Raw genomic sequence first — 20,463 nt, forward strand, 5'->3', positions numbered from 1 at the left:
ATTAAGAGTTATAGTTGATCAATAGTCTTCAATTAATTTAGGGCTGTAATAAGCTTTAATTTCTTCCGGAGAAGGTGTTTTCAGAGGTCTTACCACTCTGAACCCAACGAAAGAAGCGCTGGTCAGCCACCATTCGCTTTTTGGCAATTGCGGGTCGAGTATCTTCCAGTCAGCCTTAGAAGGAATTCTTGCAGCACTTCTCAGTTCCGAAGGCTCATCATCCCATGATCCGCCACGTACAGAATTCGGGTAAAGCTCAGTAACCGGCGCGTATTTTTCACCAGCTGGCTTTTTAGCATAATAATCAGGGATATACTGATCCAGCGTCCATTCCATTACATTTCCATGCATATCGTGTAACCCGAATGCATTCGGTTTTTTCTGACCTACCTTTTTGTAAGCAGCGTCGCTGTTGCCACGGAACCATGCATATTCTCCCAGCTTAGAAGCGTCGTCACCGAAAGAGTAAGCAGTTTTAGAACCTGCGCGGCAGGCATATTCCCATTCAGCCTCAGTCGGCAAACGATAGAAAACACCTGTTTTTTCATAAAGCCATTTGCAAAAGTGAATAGCCGCATACTGCGTCATGTTTATCGCCGGGTAACCTTCGCGGCCCATACCAAATGACATATCCACATAAGGAGGACTCGGGCGGGTACTTGCATCTGTTTTTTGAACTGATTTTTCAGGATCCGGGTGGCGGGCTGCCATTTCTTTCTCCATATTTTTGAAAGAATACAAATCGTAGATATCCCAGATCACTTCAAATTTTCCCATCCAGAAAGGTTCGATCTTCACCTTATGCTGGGGACCTTCGTCGGCTTTGTGGCCTTTTTCGCTGGCCGGGCTTCCCATCATGAACTCGCCGCCGGGAATAGCGACCATTTCATATACCTTTGGGCTACCTCCGATTTTTTGTGTGTAATTCTTAAAATTAGCGTCTTGGGCTAGTGCGTTGAAGGAAAATAGGAGCGTTGAGATTAAGAAAAGAGATTGTTTAGACATAATAATAAAACGAGTCGGTTGGAACCATCTAACTGAATATAAGTGGCAATATTAGCCTATTTACCCTATGAAAACGAATTTTTTCTAAGTTGTTTGATATCTGTTCTAACTTTGCAGACATTGAATTTTAGCTTTAATCATGAATTATCTTTCAGCAGAAAATATAGCAAAGTCATTTGCTGACAAATGGCTTTTCAGAAATATCAGTTTTGGAATCAGCCGCGGCGATAAAGTCGCATTGATCGGGAAAAACGGAACAGGGAAAACAACATTTCTCAATATTCTCACAGGTAAGATACCGCCGGACGAAGGCGAGGTGAGTTTCAGAAAGGACATTCGCATTGGGTATCTTGACCAAAGTCCTGCATTCGACGAAAGTCTGCCTGTGCTGGAAGTGATTTTTTCTTCCAACAATCCGGTAGCCCAAGTGGTGAAACGGTATGAACACGCCATTGAAACCGACAACCACGACGAACTTGCCGAGGTAATGGAGGATATGGACAAGTACAATGCGTGGGACTTTGAATACCGTACAAAGGAAGTTCTCGGCAGACTGGGCATCCATCATACAGATACTTTGTACGGCGCACTTTCAGGAGGCCAGCGTAAGAGAGTTGCAATGGCGAAGGTTTTGCTTGAAGATCCCGACTTGTTGATCCTCGATGAACCTACCAACCACCTTGACCTGGACACGGTAGAGTGGCTTGAAAATTACCTGAATACGTCGAATACTACTTTGCTGGTAGTAACTCACGACAGGTACTTCCTGGATACTGTTTGTAATCAAATGCTGGAACTGGACCACGGTTCAGCTTATCCGTATAAGGGTAACTACTCTTATTTCCTTGAGAAGAAAGCAGAAAGAGAGGAAATGGAGGCTGCGGGCATTGATAAAGCGAGAAACCTGATGCGCAAAGAGCTTGACTGGATCAGGCGACAGCCAAAGGCGCGGGGTACCAAAGCAAAATACCGCGTCGATGCTTTTGAGGAGCTGAAAGAAAAAGCCAGTCAGAAGAAATTTGATACGAAAATGGAGCTGAATGTCCGCACTTCGCGTCTGGGAAGTAAGATTATCGAGCTTGAAAAGGTAAGTAAAGGATTTGGCGATCGGCAGTTGATCAAGGATTTTGAATATACTTTCCGCAAAGGAGACAGGATCGGGATTGTTGGTAAGAATGGAATGGGCAAGTCGACGCTCCTGAATATGATCACCGGCGAGCTGTCTCCAGATCAGGGTTCGATTGTGAAAGGGGAAACCGTACAGTTCGGCTATTACAAGCAGTCTGACCTGGTTTTTAATGAAAATCAGCGGGTAATAGATATCGTGAAAGATGTGGCCGAGGTAGTGCAGCTGGGTACCGGCGAATCGGTCACCGTTAGTAAGCTGCTCGAAGCATTCCTTTTTTCCCCTTCCAAGCAATATGATTTTATCTCAAAACTGAGCGGAGGTGAAAAACGGAGGCTGCAGCTTTTGTTGATCCTGATCAAGCAACCCAACTTCCTGATCCTCGATGAGCCAACCAACGATCTGGACATTGCGAGCCTGAATGTACTCGAAGATTTTCTGATGAACTTCCCTGGCTGTCTGATGATCGTATCCCACGACCGGTATTTTCTGGACAGACTGGTTGAGCACATATTTGTTTTTGAAGGTGAGGGTAAAATCAGCGACTTTCCCGGAAACTATACCGAACTGCGGGATTACCAGGATGAGCAGGAAGCAGAGAAAAAGAGTGCAGGTTCCAAGCCCGCGCCGGTTGCAGCTCCTGAGCCGGTTCAGGAAGTTACGCCCGCTGCTAATATCACAGCCAAAAAAAAGCTGAGCTACAAAGAGCAAAAGGAAATGGAGCAGCTTGAAGCTGATATAGCTAAAATGGAAAAGCAGAAAGCGGTTCTGGTGGAAAAACTGAACACCGGCGGCTCGCACGATGAGCTGGCAAGCTGGTCGAAAGAAATCGAGACATTAACCGAAAGTCAGGCTGACAAGGAAATGCGCTGGCTCGAACTATCGGAAAATGCTTAAATTTGAACAGCTCCATAGTTAGTATGGAGCTTGTTCCTTTATCCTGACATTATGAATTCAATTACCGAATTTTTCCAATATATACTCAACTCCGAGGAGATCATCCGTACCGGCGGTTTGCTGGTTATCACATTCATCGTGTTTGCCGAGAATGGATTGTTCTTCGCATTCTTCCTTCCCGGCGATTACCTGGTCTTCCTGGCTGGCGTATTCTGCGGTACAGGAATTCTGGATGTGCCGATCGGAATTTTGCTGTTGTGCATGTTTACGGCCGCAGTACTGGGCTCCTTGCTCGGATATATTTTTGGTAAATATTTCGGTGATATGTTTGAAAACAGGCCCGATTCCTTCTTTTTCAAGAAAAAACACATTGAAACCACACGCAACTACTTTGAACGGTATGGAAGCCGCACGCTGATCATCAGCCGGTTTTTACCTGTTGTCAGAACTTTCGCTCCTATTCTTGCGGGTTTAGTCAAAATGCCTTTTGTGTCATTCCTGATCAACAATGTTGCCGGTGGTGCCATTTGGATCGGTTCTTTGACTGGCGGCGGATATCTCTTCGGAGAGCGTTTCCCCTGGATCGTTGATTACGTGCAGTACATTATCCTTTTCTTCCTCGCGATCACGACGTTTACAGTTATCAAAGGTTATCTGAATGCAAGAAAGGAAATGGGAGAAGGCTAATCTTCCGTTTCTTTGAACCAGCCCGAGTAAGTAATGTAGTTGTTGGCAGTTCTGTCGATAGCCGCACTCAGTTCAGGAGAAACATCTTTCAGGTACCTGGCCGGATTTCCTGCGTAAATGGTGCCGGGAGGGATTTTGGTGCCCTGGGTCACAATTGCTCCGGCTGCCACGATAGAGCCTGTTCCTACTACCGCTCCGTCCATTACAATGGCTCCCATTCCGATCAGCACATGGTCTTCGATTGTACAGCCGTGCACAATTGCATTATGCGCAACAGACACGTAGTTGCCGATCGTGGTGGAAAAGCGCTGGTAAGTACAGTGGATAACCGCGCCGTCCTGCACATTGGAATGGTGCCCGATCCGGATGCTGTTCACATCCCCCCGGATGACGGCATTGAACCAGACAGTACAGTTTTCTCCCATTTCCACATCACCCACAATTGTTGCATTTTCAGCAAACCAGCAGTTTTCGCCGAATTGCGGCTGATACCCCTGCACGGATTTAATTAAAGCCATAATCTTGTTTTCGTTGGTTTTTGCAATGCAATGGTATGCTTTTTGGTTTGCAGGAAAAATTGCCGGAAACCTATTCAATTTTGATTGTTTCGGGGTTAATGTTACCAAAAAATAAAATATATTCGTTCAGCATAAAAAGTTTCGTCAGAATATGTCTACAAGCATGAATGTCTCGAAAGGAAGCCTGCTAATTGCCAAACCGTTTTTGGGCGATCCAAATTTTGAGAGAGGTGTGATCCTGATGTGTGAACACAACGATCACGGCAGCTTTGGTTTTGTGCTGAATCAAACTACGGAGCTATTTCTCGGCGATGTGCTTGAAGAAACGATTTACCAGGATATCACACTGCATCTCGGAGGTCCCGTAGAAAAGAACACGCTTCATTTCATTCACAGGCGCCCCGACCTGATCAGCGGCGGTGCTGAAATCATGAATGATGTGTACTGGGGCGGCGATTTTACAACGGTGAAAACACTGCTCAACCTCAATACCCTCAACCAGGAAGATATCCGCTTCTTTATCGGCTACTCGGGCTGGGGAGAAGGGCAGCTCGCAGAGGAGCTCAGCCAGGATTCCTGGATTATTACCCATACCAACTCTGATTTCCTTTTTACAACTCCGCCGGGCAACTTCTGGCGCGAGATCCTGCGGAATATGGGCGGCGAGTACCGTTCCATTGCGCATTATCCCATTGATCCGCGCCTGAATTAGTTAGGTTGGTCCAATCCTTTTACCGATTCGTAGTCAGATTTGATGCGGGCGACTTCTTTCGTCAGAAAGAACTGTAATTCTTCATTGAAGACTTTCTTTTCATCTTCCGGCAGGGCGTTATAGAGCTCTTTCAGCTCCTGATTAATCTGTGCGCGCTCCTCGGCTGTGCCTGCGTTCATTGATCTGATATGAAATCTTTTGAAATCGAAATTTCCCATTGTATTTATATGTATTTGAAAACCATTAAACAGGCGATTTTTGCCTTTAAAAGGATGGTGAAAACCTCTGCTGTACAAACCTCAACAATCTCCCGAGATAACCGAACGAGAAAACAAGGTCAAACGTTTACATGCAATATGAAAACGATCATTTAAAATGCCCAGAACAGTCTTTTTTTTATTGCTGACTTTTATTCTGATAGCAATAGATTTCTACGTCTGGCAAGGTTTACGATTTGCTACCCGCAATTTATCCCAGGTTTCCCAAAGGTGGATCGGAGGTATTTACTGGGGTTTCACGCTTATCACCTTGCTGGCTTACATTGCCATGCAGCTTTTGCCGCCCGACTATTTCAAAGGTACTACGCGGACCTTCGTCGTTGCTTTTATCGCAATTCCTTATTTGTCCAAATTACTGGCAGTCCTGATCCTGCTGGTTGATGATGTGCGCCGCTTCTTTCAGTGGATTGTGAGTTTCGTTTACCCTGGCGCTGCTACTCCGTCTCCGGAAACAGGCGAGCCTACTATCCCGAGATCACAGTTTCTGGCGACGACTGCGGTAGTAGCCGGAACAGGCTTAATGGGTACTTTTGCATTCGGGATACTATCGGGAGCGCACGATTACCGGGTGCGCAGGGTAAAGGTTCCATTGAAGAACCTTCCAGGTGTTTTTCACGGAATGAAAATTGCACAATTGTCAGATATTCATTCAGGGAGCTTTTTCAACAAGACAGCTGTCAAGGGAGGCGTTGAAATGTTGTTAAAAGAAAAACCGGATATCGCTTTTTTTACAGGTGATCTGGTCAATGACAGGGCTTTGGAGGTGCAAGATTATATCTCCATTTTCGATAAGGTAAGAGCGCCGCTCGGCGTCCATTCCATTCTCGGGAATCATGATTACGGCGACTACTACCAGTGGCCCGACCTGAAAGCGAAAACCAATAACCTTGCTGATCTGCAAAGAGCGCATAAGCTGCTGGGGTGGAACCTGATGCTCGACGAGCATCGTCCAATCCGTGTAGATGGTGAAGAAATTGGCCTGATTGGTATTCAGAACTGGGGTGCCGGCAATTTTGCCAAATATGGCGATCTCGCCAAAGCCTATCAGAATACAGGTGATTACCCTGTTAAAATCCTGCTTTCCCACGATCCAAGTCACTGGGATCAGCAGGTACTTCCCAAGTACAAGGATATTGACCTCGCATTGGCAGGGCACACGCACGGAATGCAGTTTGGCGTGGAAATTGGTAAATTGAAGTGGAGCCCGGTGCAGTACAGGTACAAACGCTGGGCAGGATTGTATAAGGAAGATGAGCAATACCTGTATGTAAACCGTGGTTTCGGTTACCTGGGTTACCCGGGAAGGGTAGGTATCCTGCCGGAAATTACTATCTTAGAACTGGTAAAAGCCTGAGTGCCGGAAATAAACGATTTATAATCAGATGCTATACAGGTTTTTGCATTCAGCGCGTTGAATATTAGATATTGTTTTCACTGCTCCCATAATCATGAAGAAAATCATTCCCTGCATACTGGTACTTGGCCTGACACTTGGCTTTTCCGGCATTGAACAACTCCAAGCAAAGCCTGTTACTTCCAAGATGGAGCTAATGGGAAAGAAGAAAAAATACAAGGGTTATAAGAAGCCCAAGTCGAAAAAAATACTTGGTATTTTCAAACGCAAAACGGATTGCGGCTGCCCGAATCATTGATTTGCAAGGGCGCTACAAATTTGTACATAATCAAGAGTAAGCATTGAGATCATTCTCCAAAAGTTTGGTCGGATTTGCTTACTTTTGTGTTTTAAAACTAGTAATCACGAACGTTTTTTGGTCCAAAACTGAATGAAAATTAACCTTCGAAATCAAGATAAATTTGAAAACCGGCATCACGGGAAAGATGTGCAGGAATTGCAGGAGATGCTGAGTACGATAGGCGCCGCGTCATTGGACGAACTGATAGATCAAACACTTCCCTCAGCGATACGTTTACAAAAGCCGCTTAATCTTCCTAAACCAAAGTCAGAACAGGAGTTTCTGGAAGGGATCAGAAGAACGGCAAGCAAGAATGCGGTCCTGAAATCTTATATCGGCACAGGCTACTACGATACAATTACGCCTAAAGTGATTTTGCGTAACATTCTGGAAAATCCAGCCTGGTACACTGCCTATACACCTTATCAGGCTGAAATCGCGCAAGGTCGGCTTGAAATGCTGCTGAACTTTCAGACAGTAATAACTGATCTGACCGGAATGGAGATTGCGAATGCATCATTACTCGATGAAGCAACAGCAGCTGCCGAAGCAATGACAATGCTGCACAGCCTGCGCGCCGGCAGCCGGAAGAAGGCAAATACATTCTTTGTTTCAGAACTTTGTCACCCGCAAACCATTGACCTGATTTATACCAGGGCAAGGCCAATCGGCATTGAAGTGGTTGTGGGAAATCACGCTACTGTTGATTTGACAGACGAGAACATATATGCCGTTTTGGTACAATACCCAGCCACAAATGGGGATGTAATCGACTATACAGATTTTATCGCAGCAGCGCACGAACTCAACATTTCAGTAGCAGTTGCTGCCGACTTGCTGTCGCTCGCATTGTTGAAATCGCCCGGGGAAATGGGAGCGGATGTGGTGGTAGGTTCATCACAACGGTTTGGTGTTCCAATGGGCTATGGCGGTCCGCATGCGGCATTTTTTGCTACGAAAGAATCATTTAAGAGAAATATCCCAGGCCGCATTATCGGAGTTTCGGTAGACGGAGAAGGTAACCGCGCATTGAGAATGGCGCTGCAAACACGTGAGCAGCACATTCGCCGTGAAAAAGCGACTTCTAACATTTGTACTGCCCAGGTTCTTTTGGCGGTAATTGCCGGAGCTTATTCCGTGTATCATGGACCAGAAGGTATCAGGTCAATTGCTGCCCGCATTCACGGACTGGCAAAGCTTTTTGTTGATACCATCAAGAAATTCAATTACGAAGTAGTAACAGAAGAGTTTTTCGATACGGTTACCATCAAAACGCCATTAACGAGAAAAGTACGTGAGCAGGCTTTGAAATGGGGGATTAACCTTCGTTACAATAAAGACGAAAGTATCACGATTGCATTCGACGAAGCAAAGTCTTTTGATGATGTGATCGCATTGCTGAATGTATTCGCAGAAGTCTCGGGCTTTCAAGGAGAAATGGTAATAGATGAAGAATTCGAATTTGCCTTTCCTGAAAATCTTGCGCGTGTTTCTGAATACCTGACGCACCCTGTTTTCAACACGCACCATACCGAGCATGAAATGCTGCGTTACCTGAAATCATTGGAAAACAAAGACCTTTCTTTGGTGCATTCGATGATTTCGCTGGGCAGCTGTACCATGAAGCTGAATGCAACATCAGAGATGATTCCGCTTACATGGCCTGAATTCGGACAAATACATCCATTAGCACCCACCAATCAGGTAGGCGGCTACGCACAGCTGGTGAGCGAGCTCAATACCTGGCTATGTGAGATTACGGGCTTTGCAGCAATGTCTTTCCAGCCAAATTCAGGTGCACAGGGAGAATATGCGGGCTTAATGGCGATTCGTGCTTACCACGCCAGCCGTGGCGATCATCACCGGAATGTGGCCCTGATACCTTCTTCGGCACACGGAACAAATCCAGCTTCTGCTGTAATGGCCGGGATGAAAGTGGTGGTTACCAAATGTGACGAAAGAGGAAATATCGACGTGGCTGACCTGCGTGCGAAAGCCGAGCAGTATAGCAATGATTTATCCTGTCTAATGGTCACTTATCCTTCTACGCACGGTGTTTATGAGGAAAGTATCATTGAAATCTGCGAAATGATCCATTCATTTGGCGGGCAGGTTTATATGGACGGAGCTAATATGAACGCCCAGGTTGGTCTGACAAGTCCGGCCAGCATAGGTGCTGATGTTTGCCATTTGAATTTGCATAAAACCTTTTGCATTCCCCACGGTGGCGGTGGCCCAGGTGTAGGTCCGATCGGCGTGGCAGAGCATTTGATGCCTTTCTTACCGGGTCACGTTAATTTCAATGTACAAGGTGAGCATCTTCCCGACGGCGAAGCAGGAGCTGTGTCCGCAGCACCTTATGGAAGCGCAAGCATTCTGACCATTTCTTACGCATACATCGCGATGATGGGTGGAGAAGGGTTAACCAATGCGACAAAATATGCGATCCTCAATGCCAACTACATTAAAGAACGTTTGAGCGGGCATTACGAAGTGCTGTATACAGGTACAAACGGACGCTGTGCGCATGAAATGATATTGGATTGCCGCTCGTTCAAAGCAGCTGGTGTAGAGGCCGAGGATCTGGCAAAACGCTTGATGGACTACGGCTTCCACGCACCGACCCTTTCATTCCCTGTCGCCGGAACGCTGATGATAGAACCAACAGAGTCAGAATCAAAAGCAGAGCTGGACCGTTTCTGTGATGCGATGATCGCGATCCGGAAAGAGATACAGGAAATAGAAGAAGGCACAGCAGATCGTACAGACAATGTTTTGAAGAATGCACCACATACTTCCAGAGTATTGCTCAGCGAAGAATGGAATCGTTCTTACAGCAGAGAGAAGGCTGCATTCCCACTTCCATACCTTCATTTTAACAAATTCTGGCCAAGTGTGAGCCGCGTTGACAGTGCTTACGGTGATCGTAACCTGATCTGCTCATGTATCCCTGTGGAGGCTTATACAGATGCAGAAGTTAACTAATTATAAGAACATAAAAGCATAAAGGGGAGACGCTCAGTGCGTCTCCCCTTTATGCTTAAGTCTATATCAGGATCAGAAATGTCTCTCTCCAATCTCGCGTTTTCCCAGCATTACCGCTCCAACCATAGCAACCAGCAGCAAAATTGAAGCCAGCTCGAATGGAAGAAGGTAATCACGGAACAACATATGCCCGAGGTTTTCAATCATTCCCACCTGAGAATCGAAATTTTCAGGATTAAAAGCAGGTATAGCCGTTTTGCGGTACGCCCCGAACAAGATTACAAAAACGGTCCCGCCAACGATTGTGGCAGCTACTTTGGTCAGGTTTGTCTTCGATTCCTCATGGTCCTGTTTCATATTAAGGAACATGATTACAAACAGGAAGAGTACCATGATCGCGCCCGCGTAAACAATGATGTTCACCGCGGCCAGAAATTGCGCATTCAACAGAATGTAGTGCCCTGAGAGTGTAAAGAATGTGAGGATCAGGTAAAGAACGCTGTGGATCGGGTTACGTGACACTACCACCATTACCGCGCTCAGAATGGTCAGAAACGACAGGAAATAGAAAAAAGAAACAGATGGATTCATAATATGTAACTGCTGAACAGCCTGGATAATGGATCAGGGTATAGCTCGTGGAACAACGTTTGTAACTTCGCCTGCGGCTCTCTTTGCATCAATTGCGCGGGCTTCTTCTTTGGTCCAGGCTTCTCTGGTATACCGGTTAGTCATATCCTCAACCAAAAGATCTTTACCCCAGATTACCTGATCTCTTTCAGTAAATACGGGTACAAACTCGTCGTGACGCAAATAAACAGCCTGTTTCGGGCAAGCCTCTTCACAAAGACCGCAGAAAATGCAGCGAAGCATATTCACTTCGTACACAGCTGCGTACTTTTCTTCACGATACAGATTTTCTTCGCCTTTTTCTCTCTCAGCAGCAACCATTTGAATGGCCTCTGCCGGACAAGCTACCGCGCACAAGCCGCACGCAGTGCAGCGCTCACGACCGTCTTCGTCTCTCTTTAAAATATGTCTGCCCCTGAATACAGGCCCGAGGTATCTCTTTACTTCCGGGTATTCAATTGTAACTTTCTTAGCAAAAAAGTGCTTGATGGTGATACCCAAACCCGTCACAATGGCCGGAATATAGGCGCGTTCCATCAATGTCATTTCTTTATTGCTAACCTGCTTGGAGCGATTTGTCAACTGCATAGCAATGTAATTTTTATATTAATTCAACCAGGCGGTAATTACCGGCTTTAAAAAGAGCACAGCCGCGCCTGTGATAATGATGTTGAAAATAGCCAGCGGAATCAGCTTTTTCCATCCCAGGTTCATCAATTGATCATAACGGAAACGAGGGATTGTCCAGCGTACCCACATATAGAAGAATATGAAGAACAATGCTTTTCCGAAGAATACTGCAGTACCGATCAATGTGGCAATGTTGTGCCCGGTTTCCGAACCTAATGCGCTCGTAAGCTGGCTGTAAACCCAGTCCATTCCGGGATAATTGTACCCACCAAAATATAGTACGGAGATAATTGCTGAGGAAACAAACATGTTGATATACTCGGCAAACAGGTAGAAACCCAGCTTCATACTTCCGTATTCGGTATGGTATCCTCCTACCAGCTCAGTTTCGCATTCAGGTAAGTCAAATGGAACGCGGTTACATTCAGCAAATGAACAGGTGATAAAAATAAGGAAGCCGAGCGGCTGATAAAAGATATTCCAGTTCATTCCATGCTGCTGCGCCACGATTTCTCCAAGTGACAGCGAGCTGCTCATCATCAGAATGGCGATCAGCGAAAGGCCCATTGCTACTTCATAGCTGATGTTCTGAGAAGCCGCGCGTATAGCGCCCAGTAGTGAAAATTTATTATTGGAAGCCCAGCCTCCAACCATGATCCCGTACACTCCCAATGCAACAACACCGAAAACATAGAGAATACCAATGTTGGACTCAACACCTTGCAAAACCACTTCATGTCCGTTGATGCGGAAAGTACTTCCAAAAGGAATTACGGCGCTCGCCAGCAATGCAGTGAGCATAGCCAAACTTGGACCTGCGATAAACAGCCATTTGTTGGCCAAAGCAGGAATAAAATCTTCTTTAAAAAACATCTTACCCGCATCGGCAAGCGGCTGTAACAAGCCTCCCCAGCCGGCGCGGTTAGGTCCCATCCTGTCCTGGATAAAGCCTGCAACCTTACGTTCAGCCCAGGTCGAGTACATCGCGATCACCAGGGTAAGTACGAAAACAACGAAAATCGTTGCTGTCTTAACTAGAAATTCAGTTAAATCCATTTATTATCAGCAATTATAATCAGCTTGTTAGTTGTTCTTTGCCAGCAACGAACGATGGTTCGCCTTCTCGTTATTCTCAATACTTTGTTGACGGATCGTTTCTTCGTCAGTCACATAAGCACGGTCGTCATCAACTGGTTTGTATTGTGAAGCCGCTAGTTTCAATGCAAAATCAGGTTTTTTAACCAGGTCAGCGCGGTATTTATTAGCTGAAATCACTGAGCTGCGTTTCACTTTTGTTGGTCCTTCCAATACCCAGTCGCTTGTTTGTTTTTTATCAAAACGGCAGGTATTGCAAATGAAATCGTTGACTTCTCCCCATGTATTCTTGCGGGCAGTTACGCGGAGCACTTCATCGCCACGATACCAGAGTGTCACTTTTCCACAGCATTTATCACAGTCACGATGCGCATCTTCCGGTTTAGTAAACCATACCCTTTGTTTAAAGCGAAAAGTTTTGTCGGTCAATGCACCTACAGGACAAACGTCAATAACATTTCCTGAGAAATCGTTGTCAATCGCTTTCTCAATGTAGGTACTGATTTCGGAAGCATCTCCGCGGTTCATCACGCCGTGAACACGTTTGTTCGTGATCTGGTCGGCTGTGTAAACACAGCGATAGCACAGAATGCAGCGTGTCATGTGCAGCTGCACATAAGGACCGATATCTATTTTGTCAAAAGTCCGTCTTTCTTCCTCATACCTCGTTTTTACAGAACCGTGCTCAAATGCGAAATCCTGCAAATGACATTCTCCGGCCTGGTCACAGATAGGGCAGTCGAGCGGGTGGTTAATCAAAAGAAACTCTACGATGCTCTTGCGCGTATCCAGTACACCCTGATTAGTTGTATTTTCAACCACCATTCCTTCCTGTACCTGTGTAATGCACGATGGTACCAGTTTAGGCATCGGACGAGGATCTTTGGCAGATCCCTGTGCAACCTTCACCAGACAAGCGCGGCATTTTCCACCCGAAGCATTAAGCGGTTTATAATAGCACATTGCCGGCGGAACCAGTGAAGCCTGACTTTCATCAGCCTCCGCGATTTTTCGTGCCGCCTGCATGATAGTAGTACCTGGCTCTACTTCGACCTCAATTCCGTCGAAAGTAATCTTTATCAATTGGGGTTTTATTTCTTCCATGCGAAACAATGTTCAAAAATCTCAATCAGCGGTTACGCCAGTTCCATTTCACCGCGGTAAACGGCGCCGGGCTGAGTAGCTTCATGCGGGTTTGTTATATGCCAGACAAATTCGTCGCGGAAGTGACGTATCGCACTAGCCACCGGCCATGCTGCTGCGTCTCCGAGCGGACAAATTGTATTTCCTTCAATTTTTTTAGATATATCCACCAGCAGATCAACGTCGTGCATACTGCCATGGCCGTGTTCAATGCGATGTAAAACTTTCTCCATCCAACCGGTACCTTCACGGCACGGGCTGCATTGGCCACAAGATTCGTGGTGGTAAAAACGGGAGAAGTTCCAGGTATTTCTGACAATGCAGGCTGTTTCGTCGAAAACGATAAATCCACCTGAACCGAGCATGGTACCTGTTGCAAAACCGCCGTCGGAAAGAGATTCATAGCTCATCAGCCTGTCCTCTCCATTCGCTGTTTTCATGATCAAATGGGCAGGCAGAATGGGAACAGAAGAACCACCAGCTACCAATGCTTTCAAATGATGACCTTTCCTGATACCGCCGCAGTATTCGTCGGAATTAAGGAATTCCTCAACACTCACACCCAGCTCGATTTCATAAACACCCGGCTTTTGAATGTGCCCGGAAGCAGAAATCAGCTTTGTACCGGTACTGCGACCTACACCAATTGCTGCATAAACATCACCGCCATTGTTGATAATCCATGGCATGTTAGAGATTGACTCTACGTTATTTACAACAGTCGGGCTTTGGTATAAACCTTTTACAGCGGGGAATGGCGGTTTGTTACGTGGATTTCCGCGCTTGCCTTCCAGAGATTCCAGCAATGCAGTTTCTTCACCACAGATATATGCGCCTCCGCCTGGTTGAACAACCAGTTCCAGGTCATAGCCTGAACCCAGGATGTTTTTGCCAAGAAAACCCTGCGCCTTGGCTTCTTCAATTGCTTTTTCAAGAATGCGGATCACGTACATCAATTCACCACGTACGTAGATAAATGACTTGTTCGCACCAAGGGCAAAGCTTGATATGATCATTCCCTCGATCAATAAGTGAGGGATCGATTTCATCAGGTGGTGATCCTTGAATGTGCCTGGCTCTGATTCATCTGCATTGCAGACCAGATAGCGGGGTACTCCTTCCGGTTTTGCCAGAAAGCCCCATTTCATACCCATCGGAAATCCTGCTCCACCTCTTCCTCTTACACCGGATTTCTTCGCCTCTTCCACAACCTCCTCTGGCGTCATGGTCTTAATAGCCTTTTCAACGGCAGTATATCCACCTTGTTTCCGATATACATCGAAGGTTTCTATACCAGGTACATTGATGTGCTCCGTTAATATTTTCTTAGCCATTTCAGGATACTATTTTAAGCCGAAAGCCTATTTGCTTAAATCTTCAATAATTTGATCAACCTTCTCATTCGTAAGGTTCATATAAAACTGCTCGCGGATCTGGAAAACCGGTCCCCAGCCACAAGCGGCAAGGCATTCAACTTCCTTTAAAGTAAAAAGTCCGTCAGCAGTTGTTTGTCCGGCTTCTACACCGAGTTTTTGTTTCAAATACCCGTAAACATCTTCCCCTCCCATTAAGCAGCAGGGGCCTGTCCGGCAGTATTCAATAACATGCTTTCCGACAGGATCGAGGTGGTACATCGTGTAAAACGTCGCTACCTCATATACTTCGACAGGTTCTATGCTCAAAATGCCGGCAACGTAATCCATTACCTCACTGCTCAGCCAACCCCACTGCTCCTGTGCCACGTGCAAAACAGGCAAAAGGGCCGACTTTTGGCGGCCTTCCGGATAACGTGCAATGATTTCTTTTACTTTTTCAAGCCGCTCTGGGGTAAAGGCTACGAAATTGGGTGTTTCGGTCATTTCTTAAATGTAATCTGTTTTAGAAAAACTCAGGCGTCCAGCTCGCCGGCTATCACATTGAGGCTACTCATGGTTAAAATGGCGTCGGAAAGTGTACTTCCCTTGCACATTTCAGGATAAGCCTGGTAGTAGATAAAGCTTGGTCTGCGGAAGTGTAAACGATAGGGAGCTCTTCCGCCATCGCTGATCAGGTAAAAACCTAATTCTCCATTTCCACCTTCCACAGCATGGTAAACCTCGCCAGCCGGTGCATCGATTTCACCCATCACAATTTTGAAGTGATAGATCAATGCCTCCATATTTCTGTACACTTCGTTTTTAGGAGGAAGATAGTATTCAGGGGCATCCGCGTAGTACGGACCTTCCGGCAAGTTGTTAATTGCTTGTTCTACAATTTTCAAACTCTGCCACATTTCTTCATTCCGGACCATATAACGGTCAAAAGTATCTCCGGACTGGCCAATAGGTACTTCAAAATCGAAATCCTGGTAAGAAGAGTAGGGGTTCATTACACGCACATCATAGTCTACACCCGCAGCACGCAGGTTAGGACCAGTGAAGCCGTATGACAAAGCCCTTTCTGCTGAAATAGGACCGACGTTAATGGTTCGGTCCATGAATATCCGGTTACGGTTCAGCAGCTTTTCGAGCTCGCGCAACACAGCCGGGAATGATTTGATAAACTCGTGAATTTTACGGATAGCTGTATTGGAAAGGTCTCTTTCCATACCGCCTAGTCGGCCCATATTTGTGGTAAGACGGGCTCCGCATACTTCTTCGTAAATCTCGTAAACTTCCTCGCGCTTCTGCATTACATACAGGAAGCCGGTAAAAGCACCTGTATCAACACCAAGAATACTGTTGCAAATGATGTGGTCCGTGATCCTGGCCAGTTCCATCATGATCACGCGGATGTATTGTGCCCGCTTAGGCACTTCGACGCCCAACAACTTTTCGACCGTCATGTGCCACCCCAGGTTATTGATTGGGGAAGAGCAATAGTTCATGCGGTCAGTAAGCGTGGTGATCTGGTAAAATGGCCTCCGTTCGGCTATTTTCTCGAATGCACGGTGTATATATCCGATCGTCTGCTCGCCCGAAACGATTTTTTCTCCATCCATTTTCAGGATATTCTGGAAAATACCGTGTGTCGCCGGGTGAGTAGGGCCGAGGTTAAGGGTGGTTAATTCTTCAACCAGTTCAGGCAGCTCGGTTTGAGAAGGGACGTTATGGGGTAATAATTCAATATCTGCCATATTTTACTCAGTATAAGGTCAACGGCCGAAAAGGGCATCAGTTTTGTCTTCACGCGTGGCATCTTCCATCGGGAACTCTTTCCGCATTGGAAAATAATCCATTTCTTCAATATTCAGGATCCTGATCAGGTTAGGATGCCCATCGAACAGAATACCGAAAAAGTCATAAGTCTCACGCTCCATCCAGTTGGCGCATGCAAAAAGCCCGGTCGCAGTAGGAATGTGCAGATCTGATTCAGCTAATGAAACTTTAATCCTGATACGGAAATTATGCACAAAGCTGTGCATGTGGTAGACTACCTGGAACTCCTTGTTCTTATTCTCAGGATAATGTATCCCTGTAAGATCGGTCAGGAATATAACCTGGTAGTTTTTATGGTCCCGGAGAAACTCCAATATCGGCAAAATCTCCTCGCGGGTCGTAGAAAGTGTCAGAAGCCCGTATGGTTCTTCAAAATCAAAAACCTGGTCACCAAATTTTTCCAAAAGCGCCTCAGCAACTTCCTGGTTAGTCAGCATATGGGTTATTGAATGTTATAAGATGCTAATAATTCCTGGTATTCGTCGGTATTGCGGCGGCGCAGCTTTTCATTCTGTGCCAGGTACTGGATCTGCATCAATCCGTCAATGATCTGCTCTGGCCGCGGCGGACAGCCCGGCACATACACATCGACAGGGATAATCCGGTCAATTCCCTGCAATACGCTGTAAGTATCAAAAATACCCCCGCTGGAAGCGCAGGCACCAACTGCCATTACCCAGCGCGGCTCTGCCATCTGCAGGTATACCTGCTTCACTACAGGCGCCATTTTCTTGGCGATTGTTCCCATCACCATCAGCAAGTCAGCCTGACGGGGTGAAAAGCTCGGTCTTTCCGAACCGAACCGGGAAATATCATAATGCGCACCCATTGTTGCCATGAACTCAATGCCGCAGCAAGAGGTAGCAAACGGCAAAGGCCACAGCGAATAGCTGCGGGCCAAACCAATAGCTTCATCAAATGATGTTGCAAAAAAACCGGAACCACTATGCCCCTGCGGAGCCTCCACAATCGTTACTTCTTTCATAATTTCCTGTATATCAAAGGTTCAGGCTACTCTTCCCAGTTCAGTACTCCCTTACGGATCACGTAATAGAAACCGGACAGTAGTAAAGCCATAAACAATAACATTTCAATGAAACCAAACATTCCAAGTCCCTTAAAATTAACGGCCCATGGATACATAAAAATTACTTCCACATCAAACAAAACGAAAAGAATTGCTACAAGGAAGTACTTTACTGAGATAGGAGTACGGGCATCACCTACCGACTCGATACCGCATTCAAATGGATCATCTTTCAGTTTGCTTTTACGGCTGGGACCAATCATGTGAGTTACGATCATCGTTCCACCGATGAAAGCCGCCGCCAGGAAAAACTGGACCAGAATGGGAAGATAATCCGATGGGAGATAAGTGTTTTTCATTGCACGAGTGCTATACCAAAATCTTTAAAAATCCTGAAAAAAACGAGGCAGGGTTGTATCCTGTCGTTTATCTCAAAATTAGCCTTTGCAAGTTTATCAATCAAATTCTTGAGTTTTTCTTTTGTCTAATTAGGATCATACTAAATAAGCCCCGTGTTGGCGGGGCTTATTTAATCAATATCGGCAAGAAATACTTATCTGATTACAATCTGCTTGGTTAAGCTTTGTCCCTGACCCGTAACGCGGAGGATATACTTGCCGGTTGGCAGATACCCAAGATTAACCTGCATCCGGCTATCCAGCAATTTCGGGCTGGTTGTTTTGATCACGCGGCCATGAAGGTCGAATATAGTGACAACTGCCTCGGCAATGTTGTCACGGGATTCGATGTAGATGTAGTTACCCTCGCTTGGGTTCGGGTAAATTACCACATCGTTTTGTTCGTTTGTTTTAAATTCCTGCGAAGCAGTATCTGAATAGCAGGTAATCCGGTTGTTGTCATTGATCGAGAACACGACCTGTGCTCTTGTTGAATAAACACCTGTTTTAACGATCTTAATAATATCTGCAATTGTGTCGGTTTCCGTCTCAGGCCTTCTCCATGCAAATTGCTCGTTCAACCCTGTTTCGCTGATGCTGGCAGTAATGCTGAATGGACCGGAAGCTGAGATAACCGGTTTCGAAATCTTTGGTCTGATAATAAGCGAAGAATTGGCTGAATTTTCAGAAACACATCCGAATATGTTTGCGCCGCGAACAAAGTATTCACCGCCCTCGGCAATTTTGGCCGTCGGGCCGGTTGCCAGCGGCGTTGTTGAACCTTGCTTGAACCAGCTGTATATATCACTGCCTTCTGCTACCGAGAATTGGAAAGATGAATCGGCACAAGCTTGTTGTTGTCCCTGTTGTAAAATACTAGGGCGGGAAGGTCTGGCTTCATGGTCCAGAACTACAACAGAGGAAAGAAGCGAGTTGCCTGCCGCATCTTTAACAGTAGCCCGGTATGTGCCGGCTGCTGAAACAGTAATGCTGCTGCTCTTTTCTCCGGTGCTCCATTCGTAAGACTGGAAGCCCGTAGGAAGCGATATTCTTACTGCATTGTTTTCGGTAACGCAGGCGGCTTCAACCGTTGGGACCGGAGCAGGCGCACTTGGTGTTACAGTAGCGAAAAAGTTTCCGTCAAGAGTCTCGTTCCAGGCATTTGCAAGAATAGTCAATGCTTCTACACCAACGAAGTGGATACCATCTGGTCTGTTAGGAACAAGCGGATCGGTTTCGGGACCAGGATAAGTCGGGTTGAAATCGGTTGCGAGTACTGCATTTTGTGCAGCGATAATCTGTGGATATACCTTCGAAGGCACTCTGCTGTCCAGTGAAGCACGGCTGGTTCTGGCAATTACCCAGGTAATGCGCTTGTTTGTATCGCTGCTCAGCTGATTGATGATCATCTGCAGGTTAGCCTGATAGAATGACGCCGTAGTTCCGAAAGCGCCGTCTGTTTCACCCTGCATCCAGAGAATGGCTCGTACGCCATATTGATTGGCATAGTTACGGGCAGCAACACGAAGGTTGGCATATGGCATTTGCGGAGCGTAATGATAACCATAATAGCTGTCTGTTGGCAATCCCTGAGAACTGCGCGCCCAGTTTTCCACAGCCGTACCTTCCCAGGCTGTATTGATGAACATAACCGGCATATTCAGCTTTTGCACAAGCAAGTCGCCCAGAATTCCCCAGCACCACGGCGTTTGTCCGCGCGGAGACATGGTTTTAAGACCTGTTGTCAGTTTTGAAAAAACAGGCGGAACCGGATCGGTAAGCAAGTCTTTGTACATTCCCAATTCATCGTTCTCGTAATTGGAAACATAGATCACACGGTCGTCATTGGCTCCGGGGCCCGGATATTCTCTCAATCCTTGTGCATTAGACTGGCCTGCAATAATAAAAACCTCTCCGACGCCGAATCGGGAAACAACGTCCCTGCCGACGATTTTACCATCTGAAGAACCTCTTACTTCCAATGTGTACCAACCCTGAAAAAGGGTTATAGTACCTGAAAAAGTACCTCCCTTGGAAGCTACTTCAAGATCTTTCCAAGGTGCGTCAACTCCTTGTCCCTGAACAACAGGCACAGCGCGTACCTCTATTTTGTCCATTGGAACGGTAAACGTACCGGTAACTGAAACTTGACGCTGGCCAGTAATATCTCTCTGATAAACTGACTGGAGTGAGGGAGAAGTGATTCTGATCTGAGAAAATGCTGCCGACGTAATGATACAGATCAACAGCAGTGCCTTTGCCACTACCTGAAGGATAATTCTATAATGCATTGGGAATTCTTATACGGGTAAAGTTTCTATCTCCGGACAATCTGGGTTTATTGGATTATTCTAACGTATTCAAACGCAAAACGGTCACAAATGTAAATGATTATTTTGGCTAAAATATAACCACTTGCTTTTTTTGATCAGCCGCTTACC

General features: G+C 46.1%; 20 protein-coding genes. 6 read left to right on the forward strand and 14 right to left on the reverse strand.

What is annotated here, in order from left to right; translation table 11 throughout:
- Positions 1 to 18: 18 nt before the first annotated feature.
- Positions 19 to 1,005 carry a formylglycine-generating enzyme family protein gene (locus tag ASG33_RS01375; RefSeq protein WP_056279533.1) on the reverse strand — a complete coding sequence of 329 codons (987 nt, stop codon included), beginning with the start codon at positions 1,003 to 1,005 and terminating at the stop codon, positions 19 to 21.
- A 139-nt stretch (positions 1,006 to 1,144) separates the two neighbouring features.
- On the opposite strand from ASG33_RS01375, the gene ASG33_RS01380 reads away from it, so the two are divergent.
- Both ASG33_RS01380 and ASG33_RS01385 read left to right on the forward strand, forming a co-directional pair.
- Positions 1,145 to 3,028 carry an ABC-F family ATP-binding cassette domain-containing protein gene (locus ASG33_RS01380; protein WP_056279534.1) on the forward strand — a complete coding sequence of 628 codons (1,884 nt, stop codon included), beginning with the start codon at positions 1,145 to 1,147 and terminating at the stop codon, positions 3,026 to 3,028.
- 51 nt (positions 3,029 to 3,079) lie between these two features.
- Positions 3,080 to 3,715: a DedA family protein gene (locus tag ASG33_RS01385; RefSeq protein ID WP_056279537.1), complete on the forward strand. Its 636-nt coding sequence runs from the start codon at positions 3,080 to 3,082 to the stop codon at positions 3,713 to 3,715.
- On the opposite strand, the gene ASG33_RS01390 is transcribed toward ASG33_RS01385, so the two are convergent.
- Positions 3,712 to 4,233, reverse strand: a complete 522-nt coding sequence (locus ASG33_RS01390) for a gamma carbonic anhydrase family protein (protein ID WP_056283111.1) — start codon at positions 4,231 to 4,233, stop codon at positions 3,712 to 3,714. The two genes, ASG33_RS01385 and ASG33_RS01390, sit on opposite strands and share 4 nt — an antisense overlap.
- A 151-nt stretch (positions 4,234 to 4,384) precedes the next feature.
- On the opposite strand from ASG33_RS01390, the gene ASG33_RS01395 reads away from it, so the two are divergent.
- Positions 4,385 to 4,945 (forward strand): YqgE/AlgH family protein, encoded by a 561-nt coding sequence (locus ASG33_RS01395; RefSeq protein WP_056279539.1) that lies wholly within the window; start codon positions 4,385 to 4,387, stop codon positions 4,943 to 4,945.
- Here ASG33_RS01395 and ASG33_RS01400 read toward each other — a convergent pair.
- A complete protein-coding gene (locus tag ASG33_RS01400; protein WP_229238527.1) occupies positions 4,942 to 5,163 on the reverse strand; it encodes a hypothetical protein in 222 nt (73 codons plus the stop codon). The two genes, ASG33_RS01395 and ASG33_RS01400, sit on opposite strands and share 4 nt — an antisense overlap.
- 157 nt (positions 5,164 to 5,320) lie before the next feature.
- Between ASG33_RS01400 and ASG33_RS01405 the strand changes: the two genes are divergently transcribed.
- The 3 genes from ASG33_RS01405 to gcvP all read left to right on the forward strand — a co-directional run bounded on the left by ASG33_RS01405 (position 5,321) and on the right by gcvP (position 9,902).
- Positions 5,321 to 6,577 (forward strand): metallophosphoesterase, encoded by a 1,257-nt coding sequence (locus ASG33_RS01405; RefSeq protein ID WP_056279541.1) that lies wholly within the window; start codon positions 5,321 to 5,323, stop codon positions 6,575 to 6,577.
- A gap of 94 nt (positions 6,578 to 6,671) precedes the next feature.
- The gene (locus ASG33_RS01410) at positions 6,672 to 6,875 is read left to right on the forward strand and encodes a hypothetical protein (RefSeq protein WP_056279543.1); all 204 of its coding nucleotides are present in this window, start codon (positions 6,672 to 6,674) and stop codon (positions 6,873 to 6,875) included.
- 132 nt (positions 6,876 to 7,007) lie between these two features.
- Complete coding sequence (gene gcvP / locus ASG33_RS01415; protein ID WP_056279545.1) at positions 7,008 to 9,902, forward strand: aminomethyl-transferring glycine dehydrogenase; 2,895 nt, start codon at positions 7,008 to 7,010, stop codon at positions 9,900 to 9,902.
- Positions 9,903 to 9,974: 72 nt separating this feature from the next.
- Here gcvP and ASG33_RS01420 read toward each other — a convergent pair whose 3' ends face one another.
- The 11 genes from ASG33_RS01420 to ASG33_RS01475 form a co-directional block, all read right to left on the reverse strand.
- Complete coding sequence (locus tag ASG33_RS01420; RefSeq protein WP_056279547.1) at positions 9,975 to 10,493, reverse strand: NADH-quinone oxidoreductase subunit J; 519 nt, start codon at positions 10,491 to 10,493, stop codon at positions 9,975 to 9,977.
- 33 nt (positions 10,494 to 10,526) lie between these two features.
- On the reverse strand, positions 10,527 to 11,120 hold the full coding sequence (locus ASG33_RS01425; protein ID WP_056279550.1) for an NADH-quinone oxidoreductase subunit I: 594 nt from the start codon (positions 11,118 to 11,120) through the stop codon (positions 10,527 to 10,529).
- Between the two features lie 18 nt (positions 11,121 to 11,138).
- The gene (nuoH, locus tag ASG33_RS01430) at positions 11,139 to 12,218 is read right to left on the reverse strand and encodes an NADH-quinone oxidoreductase subunit NuoH (protein ID WP_056279552.1); all 1,080 of its coding nucleotides are present in this window, start codon (positions 12,216 to 12,218) and stop codon (positions 11,139 to 11,141) included.
- Positions 12,219 to 12,245: 27 nt separating this feature from the next.
- On the reverse strand, positions 12,246 to 13,361 hold the full coding sequence (locus ASG33_RS01435) for a 2Fe-2S iron-sulfur cluster-binding protein (protein WP_056279553.1): 1,116 nt from the start codon (positions 13,359 to 13,361) through the stop codon (positions 12,246 to 12,248).
- Positions 13,362 to 13,393: 32 nt separating this feature from the next.
- Positions 13,394 to 14,734: an NADH-quinone oxidoreductase subunit NuoF gene (nuoF, locus tag ASG33_RS01440; RefSeq protein ID WP_056279555.1), complete on the reverse strand. Its 1,341-nt coding sequence runs from the start codon at positions 14,732 to 14,734 to the stop codon at positions 13,394 to 13,396.
- Positions 14,735 to 14,761: 27 nt separating this feature from the next.
- Entirely contained in the window at positions 14,762 to 15,259 is a 498-nt protein-coding gene (gene nuoE, locus ASG33_RS01445; RefSeq protein ID WP_031528927.1) for an NAD(P)H-dependent oxidoreductase subunit E, read from the reverse strand.
- A gap of 29 nt (positions 15,260 to 15,288) precedes the next feature.
- The gene (nuoD, locus tag ASG33_RS01450; protein WP_056279557.1) at positions 15,289 to 16,515 is read right to left on the reverse strand and encodes an NADH dehydrogenase (quinone) subunit D; all 1,227 of its coding nucleotides are present in this window, start codon (positions 16,513 to 16,515) and stop codon (positions 15,289 to 15,291) included.
- Between the two features lie 18 nt (positions 16,516 to 16,533).
- Positions 16,534 to 17,034 (reverse strand): NADH-quinone oxidoreductase subunit C, encoded by a 501-nt coding sequence (locus ASG33_RS01455; protein WP_056279559.1) that lies wholly within the window; start codon positions 17,032 to 17,034, stop codon positions 16,534 to 16,536.
- Positions 17,035 to 17,039: 5 nt separating this feature from the next.
- The gene (locus ASG33_RS01460; protein WP_056279561.1) at positions 17,040 to 17,582 is read right to left on the reverse strand and encodes an NADH-quinone oxidoreductase subunit B; all 543 of its coding nucleotides are present in this window, start codon (positions 17,580 to 17,582) and stop codon (positions 17,040 to 17,042) included.
- Between the two features lie 26 nt (positions 17,583 to 17,608).
- A complete protein-coding gene (locus ASG33_RS01465; protein WP_056279563.1) occupies positions 17,609 to 17,983 on the reverse strand; it encodes an NADH-quinone oxidoreductase subunit A in 375 nt (124 codons plus the stop codon).
- A gap of 194 nt (positions 17,984 to 18,177) precedes the next feature.
- Positions 18,178 to 20,313 (reverse strand): sialate O-acetylesterase, encoded by a 2,136-nt coding sequence (locus ASG33_RS01475; RefSeq protein WP_056279567.1) that lies wholly within the window; start codon positions 20,311 to 20,313, stop codon positions 18,178 to 18,180.
- Between the last annotated feature and the right edge of the window lie 150 nt (positions 20,314 to 20,463).

The organism is Dyadobacter sp. Leaf189 (genome assembly GCF_001424405.1).
Classification (GTDB): Bacteria; Bacteroidota; Bacteroidia; order Cytophagales; family Spirosomataceae; genus Dyadobacter.

Excerpts from the sequence above, each read along its gene's own strand:
- ASG33_RS01390 (WP_056283111.1), bottom strand. The coding sequence starts at position 4,233 with ATGGCTTTAATTAAATCCGTGCAGGGGTATCAGCCGCAATTCGGCGAA.
- ASG33_RS01460 (WP_056279561.1), bottom strand. The coding sequence starts at position 17,582 with ATGAAAGAAGTAACGATTGTGGAGGCTCCGCAGGGGCATAGTGGTTCC.
- nuoD (WP_056279557.1), bottom strand. The coding sequence starts at position 16,515 with ATGGCAGATATTGAATTATTACCCCATAACGTCCCTTCTCAAACCGAG.
- nuoH (WP_056279552.1), bottom strand. The coding sequence starts at position 12,218 with ATGGATTTAACTGAATTTCTAGTTAAGACAGCAACGATTTTCGTTGTT.
- ASG33_RS01435 (WP_056279553.1), bottom strand. The coding sequence starts at position 13,361 with ATGGAAGAAATAAAACCCCAATTGATAAAGATTACTTTCGACGGAATT.
- ASG33_RS01400 (WP_229238527.1), bottom strand. The coding sequence starts at position 5,163 with ATGGGAAATTTCGATTTCAAAAGATTTCATATCAGATCAATGAACGCA.
- ASG33_RS01385 (WP_056279537.1), top strand. The coding sequence starts at position 3,080 with ATGAATTCAATTACCGAATTTTTCCAATATATACTCAACTCCGAGGAG.
- ASG33_RS01410 (WP_056279543.1), top strand. The coding sequence starts at position 6,672 with ATGAAGAAAATCATTCCCTGCATACTGGTACTTGGCCTGACACTTGGC.
- ASG33_RS01405 (WP_056279541.1), top strand. The coding sequence starts at position 5,321 with ATGCCCAGAACAGTCTTTTTTTTATTGCTGACTTTTATTCTGATAGCA.
- ASG33_RS01420 (WP_056279547.1), bottom strand. The coding sequence starts at position 10,493 with ATGAATCCATCTGTTTCTTTTTTCTATTTCCTGTCGTTTCTGACCATT.
- ASG33_RS01375 (WP_056279533.1), bottom strand. The coding sequence starts at position 1,005 with ATGTCTAAACAATCTCTTTTCTTAATCTCAACGCTCCTATTTTCCTTC.
- nuoF (WP_056279555.1), bottom strand. The coding sequence starts at position 14,734 with ATGGCTAAGAAAATATTAACGGAGCACATCAATGTACCTGGTATAGAA.
- ASG33_RS01475 (WP_056279567.1), bottom strand. The coding sequence starts at position 20,313 with ATGCATTATAGAATTATCCTTCAGGTAGTGGCAAAGGCACTGCTGTTG.
- gcvP (WP_056279545.1), top strand. The coding sequence starts at position 7,008 with ATGAAAATTAACCTTCGAAATCAAGATAAATTTGAAAACCGGCATCAC.
- ASG33_RS01425 (WP_056279550.1), bottom strand. The coding sequence starts at position 11,120 with ATGCAGTTGACAAATCGCTCCAAGCAGGTTAGCAATAAAGAAATGACA.
- ASG33_RS01455 (WP_056279559.1), bottom strand. The coding sequence starts at position 17,034 with ATGCTGACTAACCAGGAAGTTGCTGAGGCGCTTTTGGAAAAATTTGGT.
- nuoE (WP_031528927.1), bottom strand. The coding sequence starts at position 15,259 with ATGACCGAAACACCCAATTTCGTAGCCTTTACCCCAGAGCGGCTTGAA.
- ASG33_RS01380 (WP_056279534.1), top strand. The coding sequence starts at position 1,145 with ATGAATTATCTTTCAGCAGAAAATATAGCAAAGTCATTTGCTGACAAA.
- ASG33_RS01465 (WP_056279563.1), bottom strand. The coding sequence starts at position 17,983 with ATGAAAAACACTTATCTCCCATCGGATTATCTTCCCATTCTGGTCCAG.
- ASG33_RS01395 (WP_056279539.1), top strand. The coding sequence starts at position 4,385 with ATGTCTACAAGCATGAATGTCTCGAAAGGAAGCCTGCTAATTGCCAAA.